Genomic DNA, 19,920 nt, shown 5'->3' with positions numbered 1-19,920 from the left:
TGACGTTCAATGACTGTAATATCAAAGTCGTCCTTTAGAGCATAAGCTAGATGCAGTCCGGCTACGCCACTACCAATAATACAGAGTCTCTTTTTCAACAATCTCACTCCCTTATTAGAAAATTTGGCATTCACCAAACGATTTGGGTGAATGCCTTAGTTACATTATATGTACTAGGCCTGTGAAATTTTTTCTAACATTTTCCTCTAAATGTAACTACTATTTATTTTATTGTAGGTTAATTTTCATGTAAATGGTTCTTTAGTGACAGGGTTCGAATTATAGACCGCAAAGTAATTTTTGGCTAAAATTCCCTTAATAATAAATTCCAAATTGTGTAGTATAACAGAGGATTTGAAATTCTTTGAAAGAGGTGATTTTTGGTGAAAGCTTTGAAATGAAAAGAATTGTGTCGTGTATTTCATTGACTTTTGTTGCCTTTTTTGTTCTTTTTTGGTTCCTCTAGTTTCTTTAACAGCAAGGTATCTGCAGAAACTCATTCGTATGATGGAAAAAGTCCTTACTACAATAGTTGTGCAAGCTCGGCTGTAACAAAGGATAAAAAATGGATTGATTCCGTTTCGTATGTAGAATTGAAATTAAGTACTAAGTGTAAAACTGCCTGGGCGAAAGTTACTATTACCCGACCGGCAATATACAATCATGAAGCAGACGCTAGAATCGTTCGGAACACAGATGGCAAAGCCTATACGTGTAATAGCTCAGGAGGAAATGGGGTCGTTAACAAGGGGCAACCCTCATGTTATACATCAATGGTATATGATTTAGACCCGCGCAAAGCACAAGCTCAGGGAATACACGCGATCCCCAATAGTGACGCCTACAAGAAAGCAGTAACTATTTGGTATTAGTGTAAAGTGACAATAAAGTTATTTAAATTTAAAACCTCAAACACGCATATCCCCGTTCTGATTAAGGACGGGGTTAAAATAAAGTTGTTTAATTTTTGATGTAAAATACTTCACTTCACTGCACTTAAAAATATAACACTAATGCCGTTTAAATCTAAGTGTTATTGCATAATTGCGCCTTATTGCTGAAGAAGAAAAATAACCATGATAATGAATAAATTTCTTTTTTGTAAATTTAACTTACTATTGGTGACTCGTATGTGGAAACAAAAGCTGCAATTATACCTTTTTCAACACACCCTGACTATAAAAAAATTTCGCCTTTATTTATGATATGGTTCTCCGTAATGAATCTAAGTGAGGTTGTTATTTTTCCGCCGATAGACTTAGTGCGATTAATAAAAAATGAACTACCCTTTGGGCAAGTCAAGTGCTTGGTATGCTAACTGATACTTTCCGCCTTCAGCAACTTCTGAATGGTACAAAGCCTTAAGGGCAAAGTTCTTCTCAAGGTCGTGTTCTTCCATCAACTCTTTTAAGCGCTTTTGCAATTCTTTATTGTCTTTAATCAGCTGTTTCATTTGCGATTTTATGTACTTCATGAAATATTTAACTCCCTTCAGATACCAAACCTATCCACCAATTATTGTATTAATCATGTCATTTACGATTAAATAAACATCCCTGCGATTGCTGCATTTAGTAAAGAAGCTAACATTCCAGCATCTACTACCCGAATTCCTAGTCTTGCAATATAGTCCAGTTTATAACCTCATTTACTTATGACACCGTTCACCACGGTTTATCTCAAACTAGTCTCTGATAGAACAATAAAATCATTTAAAACGAAGAAAATATTTACAATGCCCTCTTCAACAATATGGCCCGTTTGTTGAAGAATACAAAACTTCTTTTATTGCTAAATTGTACTTACCCTAGAGTAACTATAGCCCTTTTTTCGTTATGATGATGCAAATACATTTTAGCTTGATGGCAATATAGCTGTACCCCTATATAAACGGTAACTTCTCTCATTCATTATTTGATAAATTCAACAAATCTAGATACACCAACCCTGTTAAATCTTTGAGGTTTTTTCACCAACCATAAATTTCTTTTTATATCTATTCCTGTCATTTTCATTTCCTGTAAAAAACCTTGCTCCAATTCTCTGGCCACAGTCAGCCTTGGTAGAATACTGACCCCAAGTCCCGCCTCTACAGCGCTTTTAATTGCTTGCGTACTACCAATCTCCATATAGCTTTCGATTTTATCTAACACCCCATACTCTCTTAACGTGTTTTCTACGATCAGTCGTGTACCTGAGATTGATTCGCGCCAAATCATTCGTTCATTTGCCAATTCTTCAATATTGATTTCTATTCTGTCCCTCCACGGGTGGTCAGACGGATATACGAGAACCAATTCGTCGTCAGCAAATTTCTCTACAACAAAATGGTTGTCTTCAACAATCCCTTCAACCAATGCCAAATCTATAACATCATTTGATAAATCCTCCAAAATACTTGGTGTATTTTTAATGGTTAAAGTTACTTTTATTTTTGGAGTTTGTTTTTTGAAACGCCCTAGCAAACTTGGCAATAAATACTCACCTATTGTCAAGGATGCACCTACTCTAAGGATAGCATTGTACTCGCCTGTTGCCTGCTGAATGGCTTCTTTAGATCGGTGAAAGTCATTGGTAATGGACTTTGCATAGGGATATAGCATCCTACCTGTTTCCGTTACTTTCAATTTACCCTCTGCTCGATCGAATAACAATGTTCCGTAAAAATTCTCCAATTGATGAATCTGTCTAGTTACGGCAGGCTGAGATACGAAGCTTAATCTCGCTGCCTGGCTTATATTCTCTTCATCCACTACTAAACAAAACATTTTCAGGTTTTCTATATTCAAGGAAACAACCTCCAAGCAATTAAAATATGTTTATGTATGATATTACCATAGAAATAGTAGGGAATAACCATCTGTTATACCCTATGCATTTATTGCAATTTACCTTTTCTACTTCTCCTGATATCTTAATATACAAGAGCAATGATGATAACCTAAGGTTCAATGGATTATATAATAATTGAATTATACATTTTGTTAATAAAAAGAAAGAGGGGAACGAAATGAAGGGGAAAAAATTGTTTCAAATTTTTTGGACCTTTTTTAAAATCAGTCCTGTCACATTCGGAGGGGGATTCGCTATGATCCCTTTAATAGAAAAAGAAGTTGTAGATAAGAGACAATGGTTAAATAGTGAAGACGTCACCGATGTGTTTGCATTATCCCAATCAGTGCCAGGAGCAGTTGCCATAAATTCTGCAACATTTATCGGACATCGAATAGGCGGAATAAAGGGAGCCATTGCAGCTATGATTGGCGTTTCATTACCTACTTTTTTAATTGTTCTAACCCTAGGCATTTTATATTTTTCCATTCAGGATAATCCAAAAATAGAAGCCGCTTTCATATCGATTAGAGCTTCCATAGTAGCCATCATCGCTTATGCTGCAATCAAAATCGCAAAAACAGCCATTGTTGACAAATCAACATTCGGGATAATGGTAGTAGGGATTCCTATCCTTTTCTTCATTCACCCTGTCATTGCAATATTAGCGGGTGCTTTAACTGGGATTGTTGCAATCTCTTTTAAAATGAAATTAGGTTACAAAATCAAGATGGACCAGAAAGGAAAAAAGGAAGACGAAAACGAAATCGAATACTACATGGGCACAGGAATATAGAATACATGAAAAGTGAACGGTATATCTTAAAATGTAGACAGTAAAGTTTAGAAAGCGAGGTGATATTCATGGTACTCTGGGGGTTGTTTAGCACGTTCTTTATCATCGGCTTCGTATCGTTTGGCGGGGGGTATGCCATGATTCCCGTAATAGAAACTGAAGTCTCCCAACACGGATGGATGGTGACGCAACAATTTACCGATGTTATCGCCATTGCCGGAATGTCCCCTGGTCCAATCGCCACCAATAGTGCCATTCTTGTTGGATATTCGACAGCTGGAGTAACAGGTGCAATCATATCTGCCCTGGGAATCTTGCTTCCCTCTATCATGCTGGTTCTTATTGTAGCAACCTCTTTTCAAAAGTTAAATCATTATCCAATTGTTAAATCGATGTTTTATGGATTAAGGCCCATTGTCACTAGTTTAATTATATATGCAGCATTAAAGTTTGCACTTTCAAATAACGTGATTAGTATGAATGTTTCATGGCATACATTAAGCTTATTGCTTGTCTTTGGATTATCACTAGTAGCCTTATTGAAATTACGCTGGCATCCCGTCTATGTCATTTTGCTTTCTGGATTAGTAGGGGTTGTTCTCTATTCATAAAGATGTAAAAAGATTGGATAGCTTATAAGTTTATCTTTTTATATCGAAAACGATATACGATTAGGGATTATCCAATAATTATCAATTTGTCTTTTCTTTTTACTCCTCTAAGAGTATCTTTACAAAGAATAGATAGCGCCTGTACAGCTTGATTCAATTGATCAGCTGTCGCTCTTCAGCAGCTAATCGAGCTTCTTGAAGGTGCGCTTAAAAAAACCAATAACAAATTTAAAAAACCAATAAAAAGTCTACTACAACAATGGATTGCAGGTCTACCTAGTTATATCAGGGCTTACCTGCCTAGTTTGTGCTGCGAAAGTTGAGTAAGTAATATTTTTGAATATATAAGATTGAAAACAAACTTTGATAAAGATCCTTGCACGTGTTTTAATTTAAATTAAGATGTTTTCATTTGAATCTTTTTACAAAAATTTAAGCATTTCTTAGTTCAGTAATAAATATTGAGAGGTGTTAAAAGTGCCAGATAGTAATAAAAGAAGTTGTTGCAGCGTTAGTAGAAATAACTCGACTAACTCATCTGATCATGATTCTTTTCCAACAAAACCTTCGAGTAAAGAAGATATAATAAAGGATATGATTTACATTCCTGGTGGAGAATTTTTGATGGGGACGGATTATAAAAAAAGAATTTTTGAAGATGGTGAGGGACCAATTCGGAATATAAAAATCAACCCATTTTACATTGATCCAACTTCTGTTTCGAATCAATCTTTTCAAACTTTTGTTGAAGAAACAAAATATATAACAGAAGCTGAAAAATTTGGTTGGTCATTTATCTTTCATTCATTAGTCTCAGAGAAAATAAAATCTAAAGTAAGAAATATTCCTTCACAAGCCCCTTGGTGGTACGTTGTAGAAGGTGCTTACTGGAAACGACCCGAAGGTCCAGGCTCTACCATTGTCAGTCGTATGGATCATCCAGTTGTTCACGTTTCTTGGAATGATGCTATTGCCTATTGTAAATGGGCTGGAAAAAGACTATTGACTGAAACAGAATGGGAGTTTGCTGCTAGAGGAGGTCTTGAACAGAAAATTTACCCTTGGGGAAATGAATTAACTCCTAACGGAGAGTTTCAGTGCAATATTTGGCAAGGAACGTTTCCAACTAATAATACAAAAGAAGACGGATATTTAGGAACAGCCCCTATCTCATCCTATAAACCAAATGGATACGGATTGTATAATATGGTAGGAAATGTATGGGAATGGTGCTCAGATTGGTTTTCAAGAAGCTTACATAATAGAGGAGGAAGAACGAATCCCAAAGGATCTGCAACGGGACAAGCAAAGGTCATTCGTGGCGGCTCCTACTTATGCCATTATTCCTATTGTAACCGTTATCGAGTAGCAGCAAGAAGCAGTAACACTCCTGACAGTTCAACGGGAAACATGGGCTTTCGATGCGCTCTTAACACATAAATATATACAATAAAGATGCAGTTAATACAACCATTTTTTAATATTAAAACATTTAGATAATTTAATTATTACTTCTAAACTAAAAGGAGAACCGGTTCATTTTTCTTCGGTTCTCCATACATTAATATTATCTCCGTTATTAAAACCATTTCTGAACCTTTCGTGAATTTTAATCTAAATACTCCAATGCCCAGTCTCTCTTGGTGCTCCTTTAGGTCCAACATAATAGCTGATCTGTTTTAAATACTGTTCTCAATCTAAAATTTAACCACCTTTTCTCATTTAATGTCAATATTCGTTTCCTTATTCGTATCCCGAAAGTCTGTTGGAGACATTCCATAATAGTTCTTAAATGAACGTGAAAAAGAATAGACATCAGAGAAGCAGAGGGATAAAGCAATTTCTGTAATACTATTTTGAGTGGTTGATAATAATTCTACAGCTCTATTCATTATTTTTCTCTGTAGATAGCTGTATGGACTTGTACCAACTCTTTTAGTAAACATATTAGAAAAATGAGTTCGATTAATTCCTACATATTCAGCTATATCTGCTACAGTGATTCCTTCGCTATAATACATCTCTATATAATCGATTCCATTTTGAATCCAATCATTTTTTTTCTTGGGCTTCGGTATGTTTTTCTTACTTATTTCTTCATAGAGATTGTCAAATAATTCATATATCAAGCTTATTTTCTTAAATTGTTTATTTTCATCATATTCTTTAAATAAAATGATAAGGTCTTCGGTGGTCTTTCTAATCTTAGTCGTTAGAATTTCATGGACACATGTACTCTCTTCAGTTATACCTAACTTACTTAACATCGGTCGTGCTTGTCTACCATCAAAAGCAATCCAAAACATCTCTAAAAGTTCTTGTTGAGATGTATAATAAGAATGAGTATGATTAGCAAACAAGAAAAAGACATCACCTGATTTAATTGAATGTTGTTTTCCTTCGTTTATATATGTACCACTCCCACTCAAAATACAATGTATACTGAAATACGATATGAAGCGTGGACCAATGTGATAGTTTTTCTTTGCTAGATTTTGTCCTGCTCGAATTATATTTAGCCCCCCCGATCTTTCAATCAAGGTAGGTGTATAAAACCAATGCTCTGCAAATTCATGTCCATATTCCCTCATTTATTTTTACATCCTTATCTAAAATTTAGTGTAGTTTTAAAAGGTCTAATTTTGATGATATTTTATCAAATGATTTAAAAACCAACAAACTGATAAACGAAACTCTTACAAAATGACATTTAATTATAAAAAAAATCATGTAAATTTATAAGTAATACAACGTTTGGCCAAACAATGTATTAACAATATGAAATCGCTTCACAAAAATATTAAGCGGTTTCATTTTAAGGGGTGTTTATTTTGGATTATTCAAATCTATTTTTCACTTTAGGATCCTGCGTGATCATAATGGTTATTATTTCCATTTCTACTTACTATATGGCAAGGGGAGAGTCAAGTAGTACAGAAGGCTATTTTCTTGCAGGTAGAGGTTTAACAGGAACTTTTATCGCAGGTTCTGTATTATTAACTAACTTATCAGCAGAACATCTAATTGGTCTAAATGGACAAGCATACCGCTCTAATTTATCAAACATGGCCTGGGAAGTTACAGCTCCTGTTGCCATTGTAATAATGGCTTTATTCTTATTGCCGAAGTATTTAGGAGGAGCCTTTACAACTTTACCAGAATTTTTAAGTAAGCGCTATGACAGTGGTGTCCAACAAATGACGGCTGTTTTATTTCTTCTAAGCTACATTTTTGTATTTATTCCATCAACATTGTATTCTGGCTCATTAGCTGTCTTAAAAATATTTAATGTTCCAGAATTGTTCAATATCTCCCATACTACATCAGTTTGGATTATTGTTTGGATTATTGGAATTATTGGTTCTTTACTAGCAGTATTAGGTGGAGCCAAAGCTGTAGCAATATCAGATACGATTTATGGAATAGGATTACTTATTGTTGGGATTCTTGTTCCCATTTTAGGTTTTATCGCGTTAGGAGAAGGTAATTTCATTGATGGAATGAAACATATTACAATAAATAATCCTGAAAAATTAAATGCAATTGGTTCATCAACAGATTCTGTTCCATTCGGGGCCATCTTTACTGGTTTGATTTTTGCAAATCTCTTTTATTTTGGAACCAATCAATATATTATTCAAAGATCGTTAGGAGCTAAGAATTTAAAAGAAGGACAAAAAGGAGTGCTTTTTGCAGGCTTTTTCAAATTAGCTATTCCTTTATTTATGATGATTCCTGGGACAATTGCTTTCCATTTATATGGAGAAAGCCTTGAGAATGTAGATATGGCCTACCCTTCAATTGTTGCTAATTTACTGCCTACTTATTTATCTGGTTTTTTCTTAGCTGTCCTACTTGGTGCTGTTTTCAGTACTTATAATTCTTTGTTAAATAGTGCTTCTACCATATTTGCACTGGATATTTATAAGGAAAAGATTAACAAACATGCATTAGATTCTCAAATGGTTTTCATTAGTAAAATATTTGGTGCTGTTATTAGTGTAATCGCTTTATTTATAACACCATTGTTATTAAATGCTCCGAATGGTATTTGGGATTTAATTAAAAAATTTGGTGGCTTCTTCAATATCCCAATAATAGCCATTGTATTAGTGGGATTGATATTTAAAAAAGTTCCTGCTTTGGCAGCGAAAGTCGTTATTATTTTTCATGTATCATTGTATTATTTGCTTGTATGGGGAACAGACCATCTATTTGGTATCAAACTTAATATTAATTTCATCTATGTATATGGGATTTTATTCTTTATCGAACTTTTCATGATGCTTATCATTAGTAGGTTTAAACCTATTAAGCAAGCTTATGTCTTTGAAAAGAATCACAAAGTTGAAATGATTCCTTGGAAATATTCTATTTTCACTTCAATTTGGTTGATTTCACTTGTCATTGTTACCTACATCGTGTTTTCACCAATAGGGTTAGCTTACTCTAACGGAATCGTCTCTCCACTATTTTTCCCTGTATTAATAATAGAAATTGTAATAACAGCTATCTTAAGTTGGCATTCAATCAATCGTTGGAATGAAAATTATTTTAAATTTATAGATAAAGTAGCGTAATTTTTAATTTAGCAAGGAGTGTAAGCGATGACAACAACGACTAAAAGTCCAAATATATTACTTATTACTAGTGATCAACAACACTGGGATACAATAGGTGCATTTAATAATGAAATTAGTACACCGAACTTAGATCGGTTAGTACATGAAGGAACAACTTTTAACAGAGCTTATTGTTCTAACCCTACGTGTACACCAAGTCGTGCATCGATCATTACTGGCATGCATCCAAGTCAACACGGAGCATGGACACTTGGAACGAAATTACTCGAGGATAGACATTGTGTTGGAGAAGACTTTCAACAAGCAGGTTACAAAACATCACTTATTGGTAAGGCACATTTTCAGCCTTTAAAATCAACAGAGGATTACCCTTCCCTTGAAGCCTATCCAACCCTTCAAAACTTAGACTTTTGGAGAGATTTTAACGGACCATTCTATGGTTTTGATCATGTTGAACTTGCCCGTAACCATACAAATGAAGCGCATGTAGGACAACATTATGCTCTTTGGATGGAAGAAAATGGCCTCGAAAATTGGCGGGATTACTTCCTTGCTCCAACTGGAAATATGGACCCAAGTATCACCTATAAATGGCCATTACCAGAGAAATATCATTACAATAATTGGATTGCTGAAAGAACGAACTCTTTACTTGAAGATTACAAACATAATGAAGATAACTTCTTCTTATGGGCAAGTTTCTTTGATCCACATCCTGAATACTTAGTACCAGAACCTTGGGATACAATGTATGATCCAGATAAATTGACTGTTCCTACAATGGTAACAGGAGAACATGATCAAAATCCACCACATTTCTCTAAAACACAGGAAGAAAACCCTGACTTTACCTATCTTGAAGAAAGTGGTTATGGAATACATGGATATCGATCCCATCAATACTATGAATATGGCTCAAAATCCAAGCTAACCGATTATGACAAGAAGAAAATAGTGTCAACTTACTACGGAATGATAAGTATGATGGACAAATATATTGGTAAGATTCTAGACAAGCTGGATCAATTAGGGCTTACAGAAAACACTATTGTCGTCTTTACAACTGACCATGGCCATTTTTTTGGGCAGCATGGATTGCAAGCTAAAGGGGGTTTTCATTATGAAGATTTAATCAAACTCCCATTCATTGTTCGTTATCCAAACAAAGTACCTGGAGGATGTGTAAGACCTGCAATGCAATCGCTGGTTGACCTTGCCCCAACATTTCTTTCCTTCTGCAATATACCTGTTCCAAGTACTATGACAGGTGTTGATCAGAAACTAGTATGGCTTGGTGAACAAGATCAGGCAAGAGATCATGTTATTTGTGAATTCCGTCATGAGGCCACAACCATTCATCAAAAGACCTATGTTGATGAACGTTATAAAATAACTGTTTACTATAATCAATCGTATGGGGAACTTTTTGACCTTCAAAATGACTCTTTAGAGTTAAAGAACTTATGGAACGATCCCACTTATTCTGATCTAAAGTCCACTTTATTGCTTAAATACATTTGGGCCGAACTAGGAAAGGAACCATTACCGATGCCAAGGGTATGGCACGCGTGATTTCTCTATAAAAATAGGTTGATCAAATAACAATAAACCATCGGTAGAATTTCTCTTTCTACCGTTTTTTTCACTCCTTCCGCGCTACAAATAAATTAATCATATATAAGAAACAAGATGAATGCCGTAAGCCTTAATTTAAGTGTTTGCGGCATTTTACATTTCTTTTATCCCTTAACTAATAATTACCAAACACTTGAAAAACCTTGATAAATTTGATTTTTCTTTTTAAAAGTAAATTATATATATGTAGTCGTTAGAAATAACGACTACATATATATAACGACTGCTGCTTAAATCCAAGTTCTGTAGTAATAGGATTGATCATAAGAACTTCTATAGGACTGCACCGAAAAAAGGTTCAAGATACTTACTGCCTGGGTAATGTAATATTCTTGGTATGGACAACTTACAAACCTCCTTTATGCCGCTATATCTGTCTAGTATTCAATACCTAATAAACAGATACATAGGTAGCTCACGATGATAACTAAAAAGACACAATTCCTTGTACAAGAATTGCGCCCGTTTGCTGAAGATCGCGTTAATAAAGGTATTCAGTAATTTAATTGTATGTTTTTGTATTACCTTTCAGATATTCAACAATTTCTTCTGGTGTTTTATTGTTTAAACCTAAATCAGTTAATTGTAAGGCATTTGCTCGTAAATCCTCTTTTCTAATTAAGGATGCCAAATCAATAAGTAAATTGGATGCAGGAGTTTCTACACCTAATTTTTCACCTAGCTTTACAAATGGATGTAACCCATAAGGAATATCTTCATAAATATACCGATAATTTATCGTTGCCGGTGCTTTACCAGTCTTATAAGCTGGATTGTTTTGAATGGCATCGTATATATTATCTTCATCCACATCATAGAATCTGTTAAGAAGTTCTGGACAAGTAGATAGATTTATATTTAATTTTTTACCGATTTCTAATCGTTCATTTTCAATTGCCTCAATTACATTTACAACAGACGGGGTTGCACCATCTGGGTAAAAGAAGAAATCTCCCTCTGATTCTATTCTGCCAGTATTTAATAACAATATAGGTACATGAAATTGAGGATTCAAGTTGTTTAAGGTAGTAGTTAGTACACTGTCCGTAGCAACTAATTGCGGATAAACTCCTTTTAGTCTTTCCTTTACGATTGAAGCGTCAGTTGCTGGGAGAGTGGCAAACTCTAAATTATCCTTTATCTTTCTGATACGAACATGCCCTGGTTCAATATAGCGGCAAGTATAAATAAGGGATTCCGTTTCAGCAACATAAACTTTTTTATTCATTCCGACTTCGTTAAATATATTTCTAAACTCAAGAGCTCCCCAATAGCCTGGGAATATCATGATAATCTGATTGTCTTTAAGATACGGTGCAATAGAACGAGCAACACTCTTATGTGCCGTTCCAGTAGTTGTCACCATTATTATCTCGGAGTTACTCATAGCAAACTCCAAATCAGTTGTTGCAGTTACAGAAGCAAATCCGTCAAGGACACCTTCGGCCTTAATGCCGCCATTTTCTTTTATTTTAGCAATTAATTCAGTTTGGATATCGTATAATACAACCTCATGATTTAAAAGGGTAAGATGTGCAGCCATGCTTTGGCCGCCATTTCCAGCTCCAATAATAGTAAATTTCATTTTTTCATCCCTCTATTTCGTTTATATTTTTTGATACCTTTTGCTCTAGGTTTCTTGGTTTAAAGAATAATTGAATTAACACTCCACCTACTATTAATCCCAAACCTATTGCATCCGTTATTATCCCAGGAATAATTAGTGTTAACGCGGCAGATATTAAGAAAATTCTGACTATAACATTCGCGCGTTTACCTATAAACCATCCTTCTACACCGCATGCTAATACAAATGCCCCAATTAATGCAGTTAATGTAGAAACAATAATTTGAGTAGGTGTACCTTGTAATAAAATAGCTGGTCCATAGACGAATACAAAAGGAATGATAAATGCTACAATTCCAATTTTCATAGATGTAAGTGCAACTTGCATTGGTTTCGCATCAGCTATACCTGCAGCTGCAAATGCTGCCAGTGCCACAGGAGGTGTAAATGCTGACAAACAAGCAAAATAGAATACAAACATGTGGGCCGCTAAAGGAGATACACCCATCTGAATTAATGCTGGGGCAACAACTGCGGCTGTTATTAAGTAGGCAGCGGTTGTAGGAAGTCCCATTCCTAATATAATCGTTGCACACATCGTCATTACTAAGGCCATTGCTAAATTATCTCCAGCTAATGACAGAATCAATGAAGCAAATTTTAGCCCAGCACCTGTTAAATTTAAAACCCCAATAACAAGCCCAGCAGTTGCACATGCCGCAATCATTCCAAGAGCAGATTGGGCACCGTCAACTAAACATCTAATAAGTTTTGAAAAGGTCATCCTTGTATGTTTCTTAACAAAAGATACAATAATTGTTGATGCAATTGCCCAAATTGCCGCTCTAATTGGGCTTGTGTTTAAAACGGTCATTGTAAAAATTAATACTAACAACGGAATAAATAAATGACCTTCTTTTATCAAGACATTCTTTATGTTAGGGAGTTCATTTTTAGGTAACCCTTTTAAGCCTAATTTGGCCGCCTGTAAATCTATCATAATTATGACTGTAAAAAAGTATAATAAAGCAGGAACAATGGAGGCATAAACAATATTAATATATGAAGTTCCCAGCAATTGGGCCATAATAAAAGCGGCTGATCCTAATATAGGAGGCATAATTTGGCCGCCAGTTGACGCTACCGCTTCCACCGCCCCTGCATAACGAGAAGGATAGCCTATTTTCTTCATCAACGGGATAGTAAAAACACCTGTTGAAACTACATTTGCCACTGAGTTTCCAGATACCGAGCCAAATAAAGCACTAGAGACAACCGCCGCCTTTGCTGGTCCTCCCCTTTTCCCACCAGTTACACCAATAGCAAAGTCTATAAAAAACTTACTTCCACCCGTCATTCCTAAAAAAGATCCAAATAGTATAAATAAGAATACAAAGGTGGCGGATGCACCGATTGGCACACTAAAGATTGCATCCATACTGTTTAAATAACTTAATATACGATCCCAGTCATATCCCCGGTGTCCTAGATCACCTGGAATATACTTTCCATAATGTGCATACAGGATAAAAATTAAAGCAAGTATTGGCAGAATTAATCCTGTCGTTCTTCTGGTAATTTCTAAAACCGTAACAATTAAAATGATGCTAACAACTAAGTCCAAAGGTGTTGGCGCAACACCTATTCTATAAACTAATTCATCCATCTCAATAATGAGGTATGACCCCGCAAATAAAACTAGCAATATTAATATATAATCAATAATGGTAGTTAATGAACTTTTATGCGCTGACTTCCTCATTGGGTAAATCATTAAAACCAAAATAGCCCCTAATCCTAAGTGGACTGTGTATAAAATCCATGGTGTGATTGGATAAAAGCCTAATACATATAAATGAAATACAGACATAAATACAGCTACTAAAGTAAATAATTTTAGTTGTATTCCACCAAGTACTTTCTTTGAGCCGGAATTCTCTTGAATCTCCAAATCAGCTATTTTATTTTCAGACATGGCGAACCTCCCAGTTAACAAATTCGTTCAAAATTACTTCTAAGCTATTAATCCTAATTGCATTTGCTAATAAAAACTTTCTTTGTTGATGTTGTCGTAGAATTTGGAGGTTTTTTTTGATTTAAATTTCACCTCCATAACTTGAAAATACGTATTATTTGTTTAAAAGCAGAAGATTAGATATAATTAAAATGAGGATTTCTAGGCAATTTTAGTTGCCTAGAAGTATCCCTTTTAAAATTTAAAAATCCTTATAACTTCTTTTTATAAAGAGTATCTACCTATTGTGCTTCAGGAGGCATAAGGTGATCAGGAATTTCAATTCCTACTTCCTTGTAATATTTAATTGCTCCTGGATGATACGGAATAGTACTATATTTAACGTTTTCAACTAATGTTTCTTTTGCACTTGGATCAACGGCTAATAGGTCTTCATGTTTTTCAAATGTTGTTTTTACAAGGTTATATACTAAATCCTCTGGCAATTCAGATGAACCAATTGCTATGTTCCAAAAGCCTGGCAATAAAATATCTTCTTCTTGGTGCTTATAAGTACCATTCGGAATAATCGCCTCAGACCAATAAGGGTACTTTTCTAGTGCCTTTTTCATTTCTTCTTCAGTTAAACCAATATGTTGAACCTCTTGTGTAGTTTCAAGATCAAGCATGAAAGGTCCTGGTAATCCTGTGACCGCAAAACCAGCGTCAATTGTTCCATCACGTAATCCGTCAACCGCAGTATTAGTTGGAATTGCACTAACCCTAGCCGGCTTTATTCCTAATACCTCCAAAAGTCCATTTCCTCCTTCAGCACTAGTACTTCCTGGACCCCCTGTACTAATATTATTACCATTGAGGTCACTAATACTTGTAATGCCATTATCTTTTAAGCTATACATATGCATAACACTTGCATACATCGGGAAAATTGAACGAATCTTTGTATGCTTTTGATCTGTCCATCCTTCACCATTATAGGCTTCACCACCAAGCCACGCTGTCACAAAGCCTAAATCCATATCTCCACTTTCAATTAATTGAATATTTGCAGTTGGACCTCCTGTAACTTCTACTGCAACATCGGTTCCAGGGACATTCTTCCCGATAATATCGGCCCAGCCGCCTCCCCATACATAGTAAGTACCACCTTGGCTAGAGGTACCTAGGAGAAGTTTATGTTCTTCTACCTTTTCTTCTTCGCTTGTATTGCTATTGTTATTGCTTGTGTTTGATTCGCTATCACTGCTTTCAGATGTGCCACTCTGAGAAGAACATCCTACAAGTGCAAGAGCTAAAATAGCCACTATAATAAATAGCATTGACAATGTGCTTTTCATTAAATTTCTCCCCCTATCAACCATTGTTAAGTCATTTTCCTGTTAACCTGTTAACCTGTAAATCTATTAATTCCAGCACTCCTCCTTTTCCATGGTCTAATTTCACGCTTGAACTTTTGACAATTGCTGCTTTTTATGATTAATAATACCTTGTTGCTCATTTAACCACTCTTTATCTAGTTTTAATGATTCATTTAATTTCTTTAACTGCTTTTTAACTTCCCGGGGTGCAGGGCCACCACTGGTATTTTTTAATTCAACATTTTGTATTGGGTCTAAAGCCTTTTGAATGCCTTCTTTTGTCAAAATAATTTGTCTGCCTATCACTAATTTTGAAATATCTTTAACAATCTCAGAATTTATCTTAGAAACTGGGATTTTTTTATCTATCATTTCTCTTACTAGGTATCCTACTATCTGATGGGCTTCTCTAAATGAGATATTTGCCTCACGAACAATTGTATTAGCAAGCTCAGTAACAGTTGAAAAGTTTTCTAATGTACGTAAAAACATTTTTTCTTCCTTAAACTTCAACGTCTTTACTGTTGCCGTCATAAGGTGAAGACTAGCTTCTACCTCAGAAAATGCATCCCAGAGATATTTAAAACTCTCAGTTGCATCCCTGCTATGACCATAAGAGGTATTCTTTAAACAACTTGTTGCTGAAACTAAGGCCCCAATGACATGTCCTGATTTTGCCTTGATATGTTCTAATGTAATTGGGTTTTTCTTTTGAGGCATGATGCTGCTGCAGGCTGCTACTGAGTCACCGACTTCTACAATGCCAAATTCATCTGTTGACCATATGTATAAATCATGGCTGAATCGGCTCAAGTTATTCATTAATATATTCATAAATGATAGCGCTTCCAATACATAGTCTCTTGAAGCTATACTATCAATTGAATTATCCATTGCGTTATTAAATCCTAGAAGATGAGAGGTCTCTTGACGGTCAATTTGAAAAGATGTTGATGCCATCGCACCGGCACCTAATGGGGAAATGTTGATCTGGTTGAAGGATTGTTCTAATCGTTTATTATCTCTTTCTAATGCTGAAAGTATTGCTGATAAATAGTGAGAAAGTGTAACTGGCTCTGCTGGTTGCATATGCGTATAGCCAGACATAACTGCATAGAGTGAGTTTTCAGCTATTTTTAGAATTTCTTCCCTAAGTCTAACTAGTTGCTCACTTATAATCAGGAGACTGTCCCGGCTGTTCATTCTTGCAAGGGTTGCATATAGATCATTTCTGCTTCTTCCGGTATGAAGTTGTCCACCAACTTCAACTCCGACTATTTTAATTAAAGCAGCTTCGATATTGAAATATAGCTCCTCTAATTTAGGGTCCAGCTCTAGGTTAGAAGCACCCTTTAGACTAATTTCTTCTAGGGCATCCATAATTTTTTGCCCATCTTCTCGAGTTACGATTCCTTTAGAAATTAACATTAATAAATGCCCCTTATTAATATCCATAATATTAGTAAAGGATCTCTTCTGCTCAGCCTCTAGGGCTGGCAAAATAAGATAATTAATAACTTCTTCTGAAAGATCTACCTTTAATCGCTCTCTCATGACAAAAATCACTCCTTTTGTTAGTTACGTAAGAAATAATTTAATTTCAGAAGAGATAGACAACTCATTCTGAACTAAATAGCAACTTGCATCTGTCTCCTCTAAAAATACTGGTACTTAACATAACAGGGGTTCCCTGCGGTGTCATTAATAGCTTTGTTATTTTTAGAGCCGGTTGATTTTGCTCAACTTCTAATACCTTAGCCTCGTAAGAATCCAATAGTACAGGCTCAATATAGTTTTTATATCTTGTCATTTTAATCCCATACTTCTTTGTTATAAGGTCATTGAGTTTTCCATCAAGATTATTTTCAAGTAAGTCAGGAACAAGTCTTACAGGAACATAAGATTTTTCTATTGCAGCGGGCTCTTCATTAAAAAACCTTAAACGAATGATTTCATATACATTTTCATGATCTTTTAAATTAAGCACTTTAAATTTACCAGATGTACCTTCTATAGCCTTTATACTAATTGGAGTATGTTTTGTTCCTAGTTCTTCTGGATAAGAGAAGTTAATAAAGTTTCCCTCAAATTTGGGCTTAGAAACAAAGGTACCAACCCCTTTTTTCCTTGTTAAAATACCTTCATTAACCAATTCCAGAATAGCTTGTCGCATCGTTGATCTACTGACCATAAAATTCTTTGCTAAATCTACCTCATTCGGTATCTTATCGCCACTTTTCCAATCACCATTATCAATTTTCTCTCTTATAAACTCCTTTATTTGGTAATATAGTGGGATTCCACTTTCTTCGTTAATTAACGCCTTCATCTTAATTCCTCTTTATTCAAATTTTGTTTTCTAGCTCTCCGTTTATTTTCTTTTTAACATACCTAAACTCGCTGTTATTATTTTTTGAATAAATAGAAGTGACTAATTAGTCTTATATCTAAATACCTCCATAATTTTTTTGTATGTACGTATGTTCATATGTCTGTACATATTGATATTATAAATTATGATTTTTCTGAAATCAATAAAAATTTTAATTATTTTGATTATTTACCTATTTTTTTTAATACAAGTATCAGAATCTCTTAATTTCAATTTTAATCAAAAGGTCGAATCAAGGAAAAAAGCCTTGCAAAGTAAAAGTTTGCAAGGCTTTTTTCTAAAATACAGGAAATAATTTACTTATCCTGGTACATGACGTATTTTATCATTCTCTAAACTTTTAGTATCAAATAATCTTGTAATGGAAAATTGATCAATTGAGATAGAATTAGGTTTTTGCTGAACAATATCAGAAATAACTTGACCAATCCCTGGTGAAAGGGTAAATCCATGTCCACTAAATCCTGCTGCTATTAGATATCCTTCAACCTCAGGAATAAGTCCTAATATTGAAATATCGTCTACACAGTGGGCCTCAACCCCATGATACGTGAAGTCTACCAGGTAATTCTCCGCATCCGGTATTATGGACAATACAATGTTACGTTGCTCATATAGGCTTTCCTGATTGAAAACACCTGTATATGGATCCGATCCTGGCTTAGCAGAATAACCTCCTCCAGCTCTTTATACCAAACATTAGGTTACTCTCTTCCACAAATTAAGCCTTATTGTCATCAGATGTCTGCAACATTTGCAGAACCTCTTCAAGGTTTCCATTAGTATCAGTCTCAGTGTTATTAAAAGTAACAGAATAAACTTGGTCTTTGTCATAATTTATATCAATTGATGCTTTTATATCATCATTAACAGGTACTTTTTTTACAATTGAATCCTTTGGGCTTACTGGAATTAAAGCACTTTCTTCATCAGTTAAACTATTGAAAGCTACCATATTTCTACTCCTACAGCACCTGTACGTGTAAATCAGTTTAATGCAGGAAATTTAGTGAGCCCTTTCGGATTGACTTTTTTCGTTATTAGGCTAGAGAGTTCTGTTACAACAAAATCCTAAAGTAAACAAATGGAAGCCATGACTAGGTATTACCCCTAGTAGAGGAGGTACGCCTTTTTTGTTTGGCTTCCTCTAGGATAAATAAGGTTCTTAATCTATACCTTTCTTCTACATAGAGGAAGGGTGTAGATGTTATACAAATCTAGTTAACATAATCACGCTTATAGAATCGAGTAGAGGGAAAATAAACTAGTTTATTTTCGCCCCTCTCACAACACCGTACGTACGGATCGCGTATACGGCGTTTCAATTTATATTACAGTGTGTACTTTTAGATAATGTTCTAAAGCAGAAGGTATTCCCCTCTGCTTTAGTCTTTTGTTTGAGATTGCTCTTTGAACAACTTTCGATAATCCTATATATCGGTAACCTTTTCGGCAGTAGGTTAATCCTTTCGCTTCTTCCTCCGGAATCCCTAGTTGAATTAGCGATTTGATTTGTTTCTTCGGTACCTTCCATTGCTTCCAGATGATTACCCTAATTCTTGAGCGTAGCTTCTTATCTATTCGTTTCGTCGCTTCTTTCATATTTGCGATTCTGAAGTAGTTTACCCATCCGACTATGACTTGTTTCAGTTTCAATATTCGGTAGTCTAACGGAACACTCCAGTTTCGCTTGGTCAATTGTCGAAGCTTCCTTTGAAATTTCTGAACTGAGATTGGGTGAGGTCTCACTTGATATCTCTTGTTTTTAGAATCATAATAATACCCAAATCCTAAGAATTTTAACTGTTTTGGGCGAGAGACTTTACTCTTTTCGACATTTACTATTAATCCTAATTTCTTTTCTATAAATCTCACGATTGATTCCATCACTCTGTTCGCTGCTTTCTCACTCTTCACAAAGATAAGGGCGTCATCAGCATATCTCACGAATTGGAGTCCTCTACTTTCTAGTTCCTTATCGAGTTCGTTCAACATAATATTACTTAACAGGGGGCTGAGGTTGCCTCCTTGCGGAGTACCAACTGGTGTATCTTCATATTTCCCATTCACCATAACCCCACTGACTAAGTACTTTCTTATTAGCGAAATGAGATCTCCATCATCTATTGTGTTGGATATGATTCGCATGAGTTTATCGTGGTGGACTGTAT

Annotated in this window: 18 protein-coding genes and 2 pseudogenes; 7 read left to right on the top strand and 13 right to left on the bottom strand. The window is 35.1% G+C overall.

Going from position 1 to position 19,920, the window contains the following annotated elements; genetic code table 11:
- Positions 1–107, bottom strand: a 107-nt coding sequence (locus ACFFIX_RS26500) for an NAD(P)-binding protein (protein WP_378939486.1), incomplete at its 3' end; no start/stop codon positions are given.
- A 324-nt stretch (positions 108–431) separates the two neighbouring features.
- Between ACFFIX_RS26500 and ACFFIX_RS26495 the strand changes: the two genes are divergently transcribed.
- Positions 432–872: a DUF2690 domain-containing protein gene (locus ACFFIX_RS26495; protein ID WP_378939484.1), complete on the top strand. Its 441-nt coding sequence runs from the start codon at positions 432–434 to the stop codon at positions 870–872.
- Between the two features lie 410 nt (positions 873–1,282).
- Here ACFFIX_RS26495 and ACFFIX_RS26490 read toward each other — a convergent pair whose 3' ends face one another.
- Together ACFFIX_RS26490 and ACFFIX_RS26485 are read right to left on the bottom strand one after the other, a co-directional pair.
- A complete protein-coding gene (locus ACFFIX_RS26490; RefSeq protein WP_378939482.1) occupies positions 1,283–1,474 on the bottom strand; it encodes a hypothetical protein in 192 nt (63 codons plus the stop codon).
- Between the two features lie 436 nt (positions 1,475–1,910).
- Positions 1,911–2,789, bottom strand: a complete 879-nt coding sequence (locus ACFFIX_RS26485) for a LysR substrate-binding domain-containing protein (protein ID WP_378939480.1) — start codon at positions 2,787–2,789, stop codon at positions 1,911–1,913.
- A gap of 221 nt (positions 2,790–3,010) precedes the next feature.
- Between ACFFIX_RS26485 and ACFFIX_RS26480 the strand changes: the two genes are divergently transcribed.
- Together ACFFIX_RS26480 and ACFFIX_RS26475 are read left to right on the top strand one after the other, a co-directional pair.
- Positions 3,011–3,628: a chromate transporter gene (locus tag ACFFIX_RS26480; RefSeq protein ID WP_378939478.1), complete on the top strand. Its 618-nt coding sequence runs from the start codon at positions 3,011–3,013 to the stop codon at positions 3,626–3,628.
- A 68-nt stretch (positions 3,629–3,696) separates the two neighbouring features.
- Positions 3,697–4,239 carry a chromate transporter gene (locus ACFFIX_RS26475; protein ID WP_378939477.1) on the top strand — a complete coding sequence of 181 codons (543 nt, stop codon included), beginning with the start codon at positions 3,697–3,699 and terminating at the stop codon, positions 4,237–4,239.
- 67 nt (positions 4,240–4,306) lie between these two features.
- Here ACFFIX_RS26475 and ACFFIX_RS27995 read toward each other — a convergent pair whose 3' ends face one another.
- The gene (locus tag ACFFIX_RS27995) at positions 4,307–4,396 is read right to left on the bottom strand and encodes a hypothetical protein (protein WP_446686118.1); all 90 of its coding nucleotides are present in this window, start codon (positions 4,394–4,396) and stop codon (positions 4,307–4,309) included.
- Between the two features lie 7 nt (positions 4,397–4,403).
- On the opposite strand from ACFFIX_RS27995, the pseudogene ACFFIX_RS27990 reads away from it, so the two are divergent.
- Positions 4,404–4,562 (top strand): annotated as a pseudogene (locus ACFFIX_RS27990) (IS4 family transposase); the annotation flags it as partial.
- A gap of 154 nt (positions 4,563–4,716) precedes the next feature.
- Positions 4,717–5,679: a formylglycine-generating enzyme family protein gene (locus ACFFIX_RS26470; protein ID WP_378939475.1), complete on the top strand. Its 963-nt coding sequence runs from the start codon at positions 4,717–4,719 to the stop codon at positions 5,677–5,679.
- Between the two features lie 278 nt (positions 5,680–5,957).
- Here ACFFIX_RS26470 and ACFFIX_RS26465 read toward each other — a convergent pair whose 3' ends face one another.
- Positions 5,958–6,830 carry an AraC family transcriptional regulator gene (locus ACFFIX_RS26465; protein ID WP_378939474.1) on the bottom strand — a complete coding sequence of 291 codons (873 nt, stop codon included), beginning with the start codon at positions 6,828–6,830 and terminating at the stop codon, positions 5,958–5,960.
- Between the two features lie 240 nt (positions 6,831–7,070).
- On the opposite strand from ACFFIX_RS26465, the gene ACFFIX_RS26460 reads away from it, so the two are divergent.
- Both ACFFIX_RS26460 and ACFFIX_RS26455 read left to right on the top strand, forming a co-directional pair.
- On the top strand, positions 7,071–8,819 hold the full coding sequence (locus tag ACFFIX_RS26460) for a solute:sodium symporter family transporter (RefSeq protein WP_378939472.1): 1,749 nt from the start codon (positions 7,071–7,073) through the stop codon (positions 8,817–8,819).
- 27 nt (positions 8,820–8,846) lie between these two features.
- Positions 8,847–10,394, top strand: a complete 1,548-nt coding sequence (locus ACFFIX_RS26455; RefSeq protein ID WP_378939470.1) for a sulfatase family protein — start codon at positions 8,847–8,849, stop codon at positions 10,392–10,394.
- Between the two features lie 565 nt (positions 10,395–10,959).
- On the opposite strand, the gene ACFFIX_RS26450 is transcribed toward ACFFIX_RS26455, so the two are convergent.
- The 8 genes and pseudogenes from ACFFIX_RS26450 to ACFFIX_RS26415 all read right to left on the bottom strand — a co-directional run.
- Positions 10,960–12,042 (bottom strand): NAD/NADP octopine/nopaline dehydrogenase family protein, encoded by a 1,083-nt coding sequence (locus ACFFIX_RS26450; RefSeq protein ID WP_378939468.1) that lies wholly within the window; start codon positions 12,040–12,042, stop codon positions 10,960–10,962.
- A 4-nt stretch (positions 12,043–12,046) separates the two neighbouring features.
- On the bottom strand, positions 12,047–13,999 hold the full coding sequence (locus tag ACFFIX_RS26445; RefSeq protein ID WP_378939466.1) for a TRAP transporter permease: 1,953 nt from the start codon (positions 13,997–13,999) through the stop codon (positions 12,047–12,049).
- Between the two features lie 281 nt (positions 14,000–14,280).
- The gene (locus ACFFIX_RS26440; RefSeq protein WP_378939464.1) at positions 14,281–15,336 is read right to left on the bottom strand and encodes a TAXI family TRAP transporter solute-binding subunit; all 1,056 of its coding nucleotides are present in this window, start codon (positions 15,334–15,336) and stop codon (positions 14,281–14,283) included.
- Between the two features lie 102 nt (positions 15,337–15,438).
- Positions 15,439–16,911 carry an argininosuccinate lyase gene (argH, locus tag ACFFIX_RS26435; RefSeq protein WP_378939462.1) on the bottom strand — a complete coding sequence of 491 codons (1,473 nt, stop codon included), beginning with the start codon at positions 16,909–16,911 and terminating at the stop codon, positions 15,439–15,441.
- 64 nt (positions 16,912–16,975) lie between these two features.
- Positions 16,976–17,686, bottom strand: coding sequence for a GntR family transcriptional regulator (locus ACFFIX_RS26430; RefSeq protein WP_378939460.1), 711 nt, complete (start codon positions 17,684–17,686; stop codon positions 16,976–16,978).
- A gap of 363 nt (positions 17,687–18,049) precedes the next feature.
- Positions 18,050–18,379 (bottom strand): annotated as a pseudogene (locus ACFFIX_RS26425) (FAD-dependent oxidoreductase); the annotation flags it as partial.
- A 91-nt stretch (positions 18,380–18,470) separates the two neighbouring features.
- Entirely contained in the window at positions 18,471–18,704 is a 234-nt protein-coding gene (locus ACFFIX_RS26420; protein ID WP_378939458.1) for a hypothetical protein, read from the bottom strand.
- Between the two features lie 371 nt (positions 18,705–19,075).
- A partial coding sequence (locus ACFFIX_RS26415; protein WP_378939456.1) for a reverse transcriptase domain-containing protein occupies positions 19,076–19,920 on the bottom strand: 845 nt, incomplete at its 5' end.

Source organism: Metabacillus herbersteinensis (assembly GCF_042433335.1).
GTDB classification, from domain to species: domain Bacteria; phylum Bacillota; class Bacilli; order Bacillales; family Bacillaceae; genus Metabacillus; species Metabacillus herbersteinensis.
This window is presented reverse-complemented; position numbering and strand designations above follow the sequence as displayed.

What these genes read in the sequence shown, in the direction of transcription:
- ACFFIX_RS26490 (WP_378939482.1), bottom strand. Translation starts at nt 1,474, where the DNA reads ATGAAGTACATAAAATCGCAAATGAAACAGCTGATTAAAGACAATAAA.
- ACFFIX_RS26480 (WP_378939478.1), top strand. Translation starts at nt 3,011, where the DNA reads ATGAAGGGGAAAAAATTGTTTCAAATTTTTTGGACCTTTTTTAAAATC.
- ACFFIX_RS26475 (WP_378939477.1), top strand. Translation starts at nt 3,697, where the DNA reads ATGGTACTCTGGGGGTTGTTTAGCACGTTCTTTATCATCGGCTTCGTA.
- ACFFIX_RS26465 (WP_378939474.1), bottom strand. Translation starts at nt 6,830, where the DNA reads ATGAGGGAATATGGACATGAATTTGCAGAGCATTGGTTTTATACACCT.
- ACFFIX_RS26455 (WP_378939470.1), top strand. Translation starts at nt 8,847, where the DNA reads ATGACAACAACGACTAAAAGTCCAAATATATTACTTATTACTAGTGAT.
- ACFFIX_RS26450 (WP_378939468.1), bottom strand. Translation starts at nt 12,042, where the DNA reads ATGAAATTTACTATTATTGGAGCTGGAAATGGCGGCCAAAGCATGGCT.
- ACFFIX_RS26445 (WP_378939466.1), bottom strand. Translation starts at nt 13,999, where the DNA reads ATGTCTGAAAATAAAATAGCTGATTTGGAGATTCAAGAGAATTCCGGC.
- ACFFIX_RS26440 (WP_378939464.1), bottom strand. Translation starts at nt 15,336, where the DNA reads ATGAAAAGCACATTGTCAATGCTATTTATTATAGTGGCTATTTTAGCT.
- argH (WP_378939462.1), bottom strand. Translation starts at nt 16,911, where the DNA reads ATGAGAGAGCGATTAAAGGTAGATCTTTCAGAAGAAGTTATTAATTAT.
- ACFFIX_RS26430 (WP_378939460.1), bottom strand. Translation starts at nt 17,686, where the DNA reads ATGAAGGCGTTAATTAACGAAGAAAGTGGAATCCCACTATATTACCAA.
- ACFFIX_RS26420 (WP_378939458.1), bottom strand. Translation starts at nt 18,704, where the DNA reads ATGGTAGCTTTCAATAGTTTAACTGATGAAGAAAGTGCTTTAATTCCA.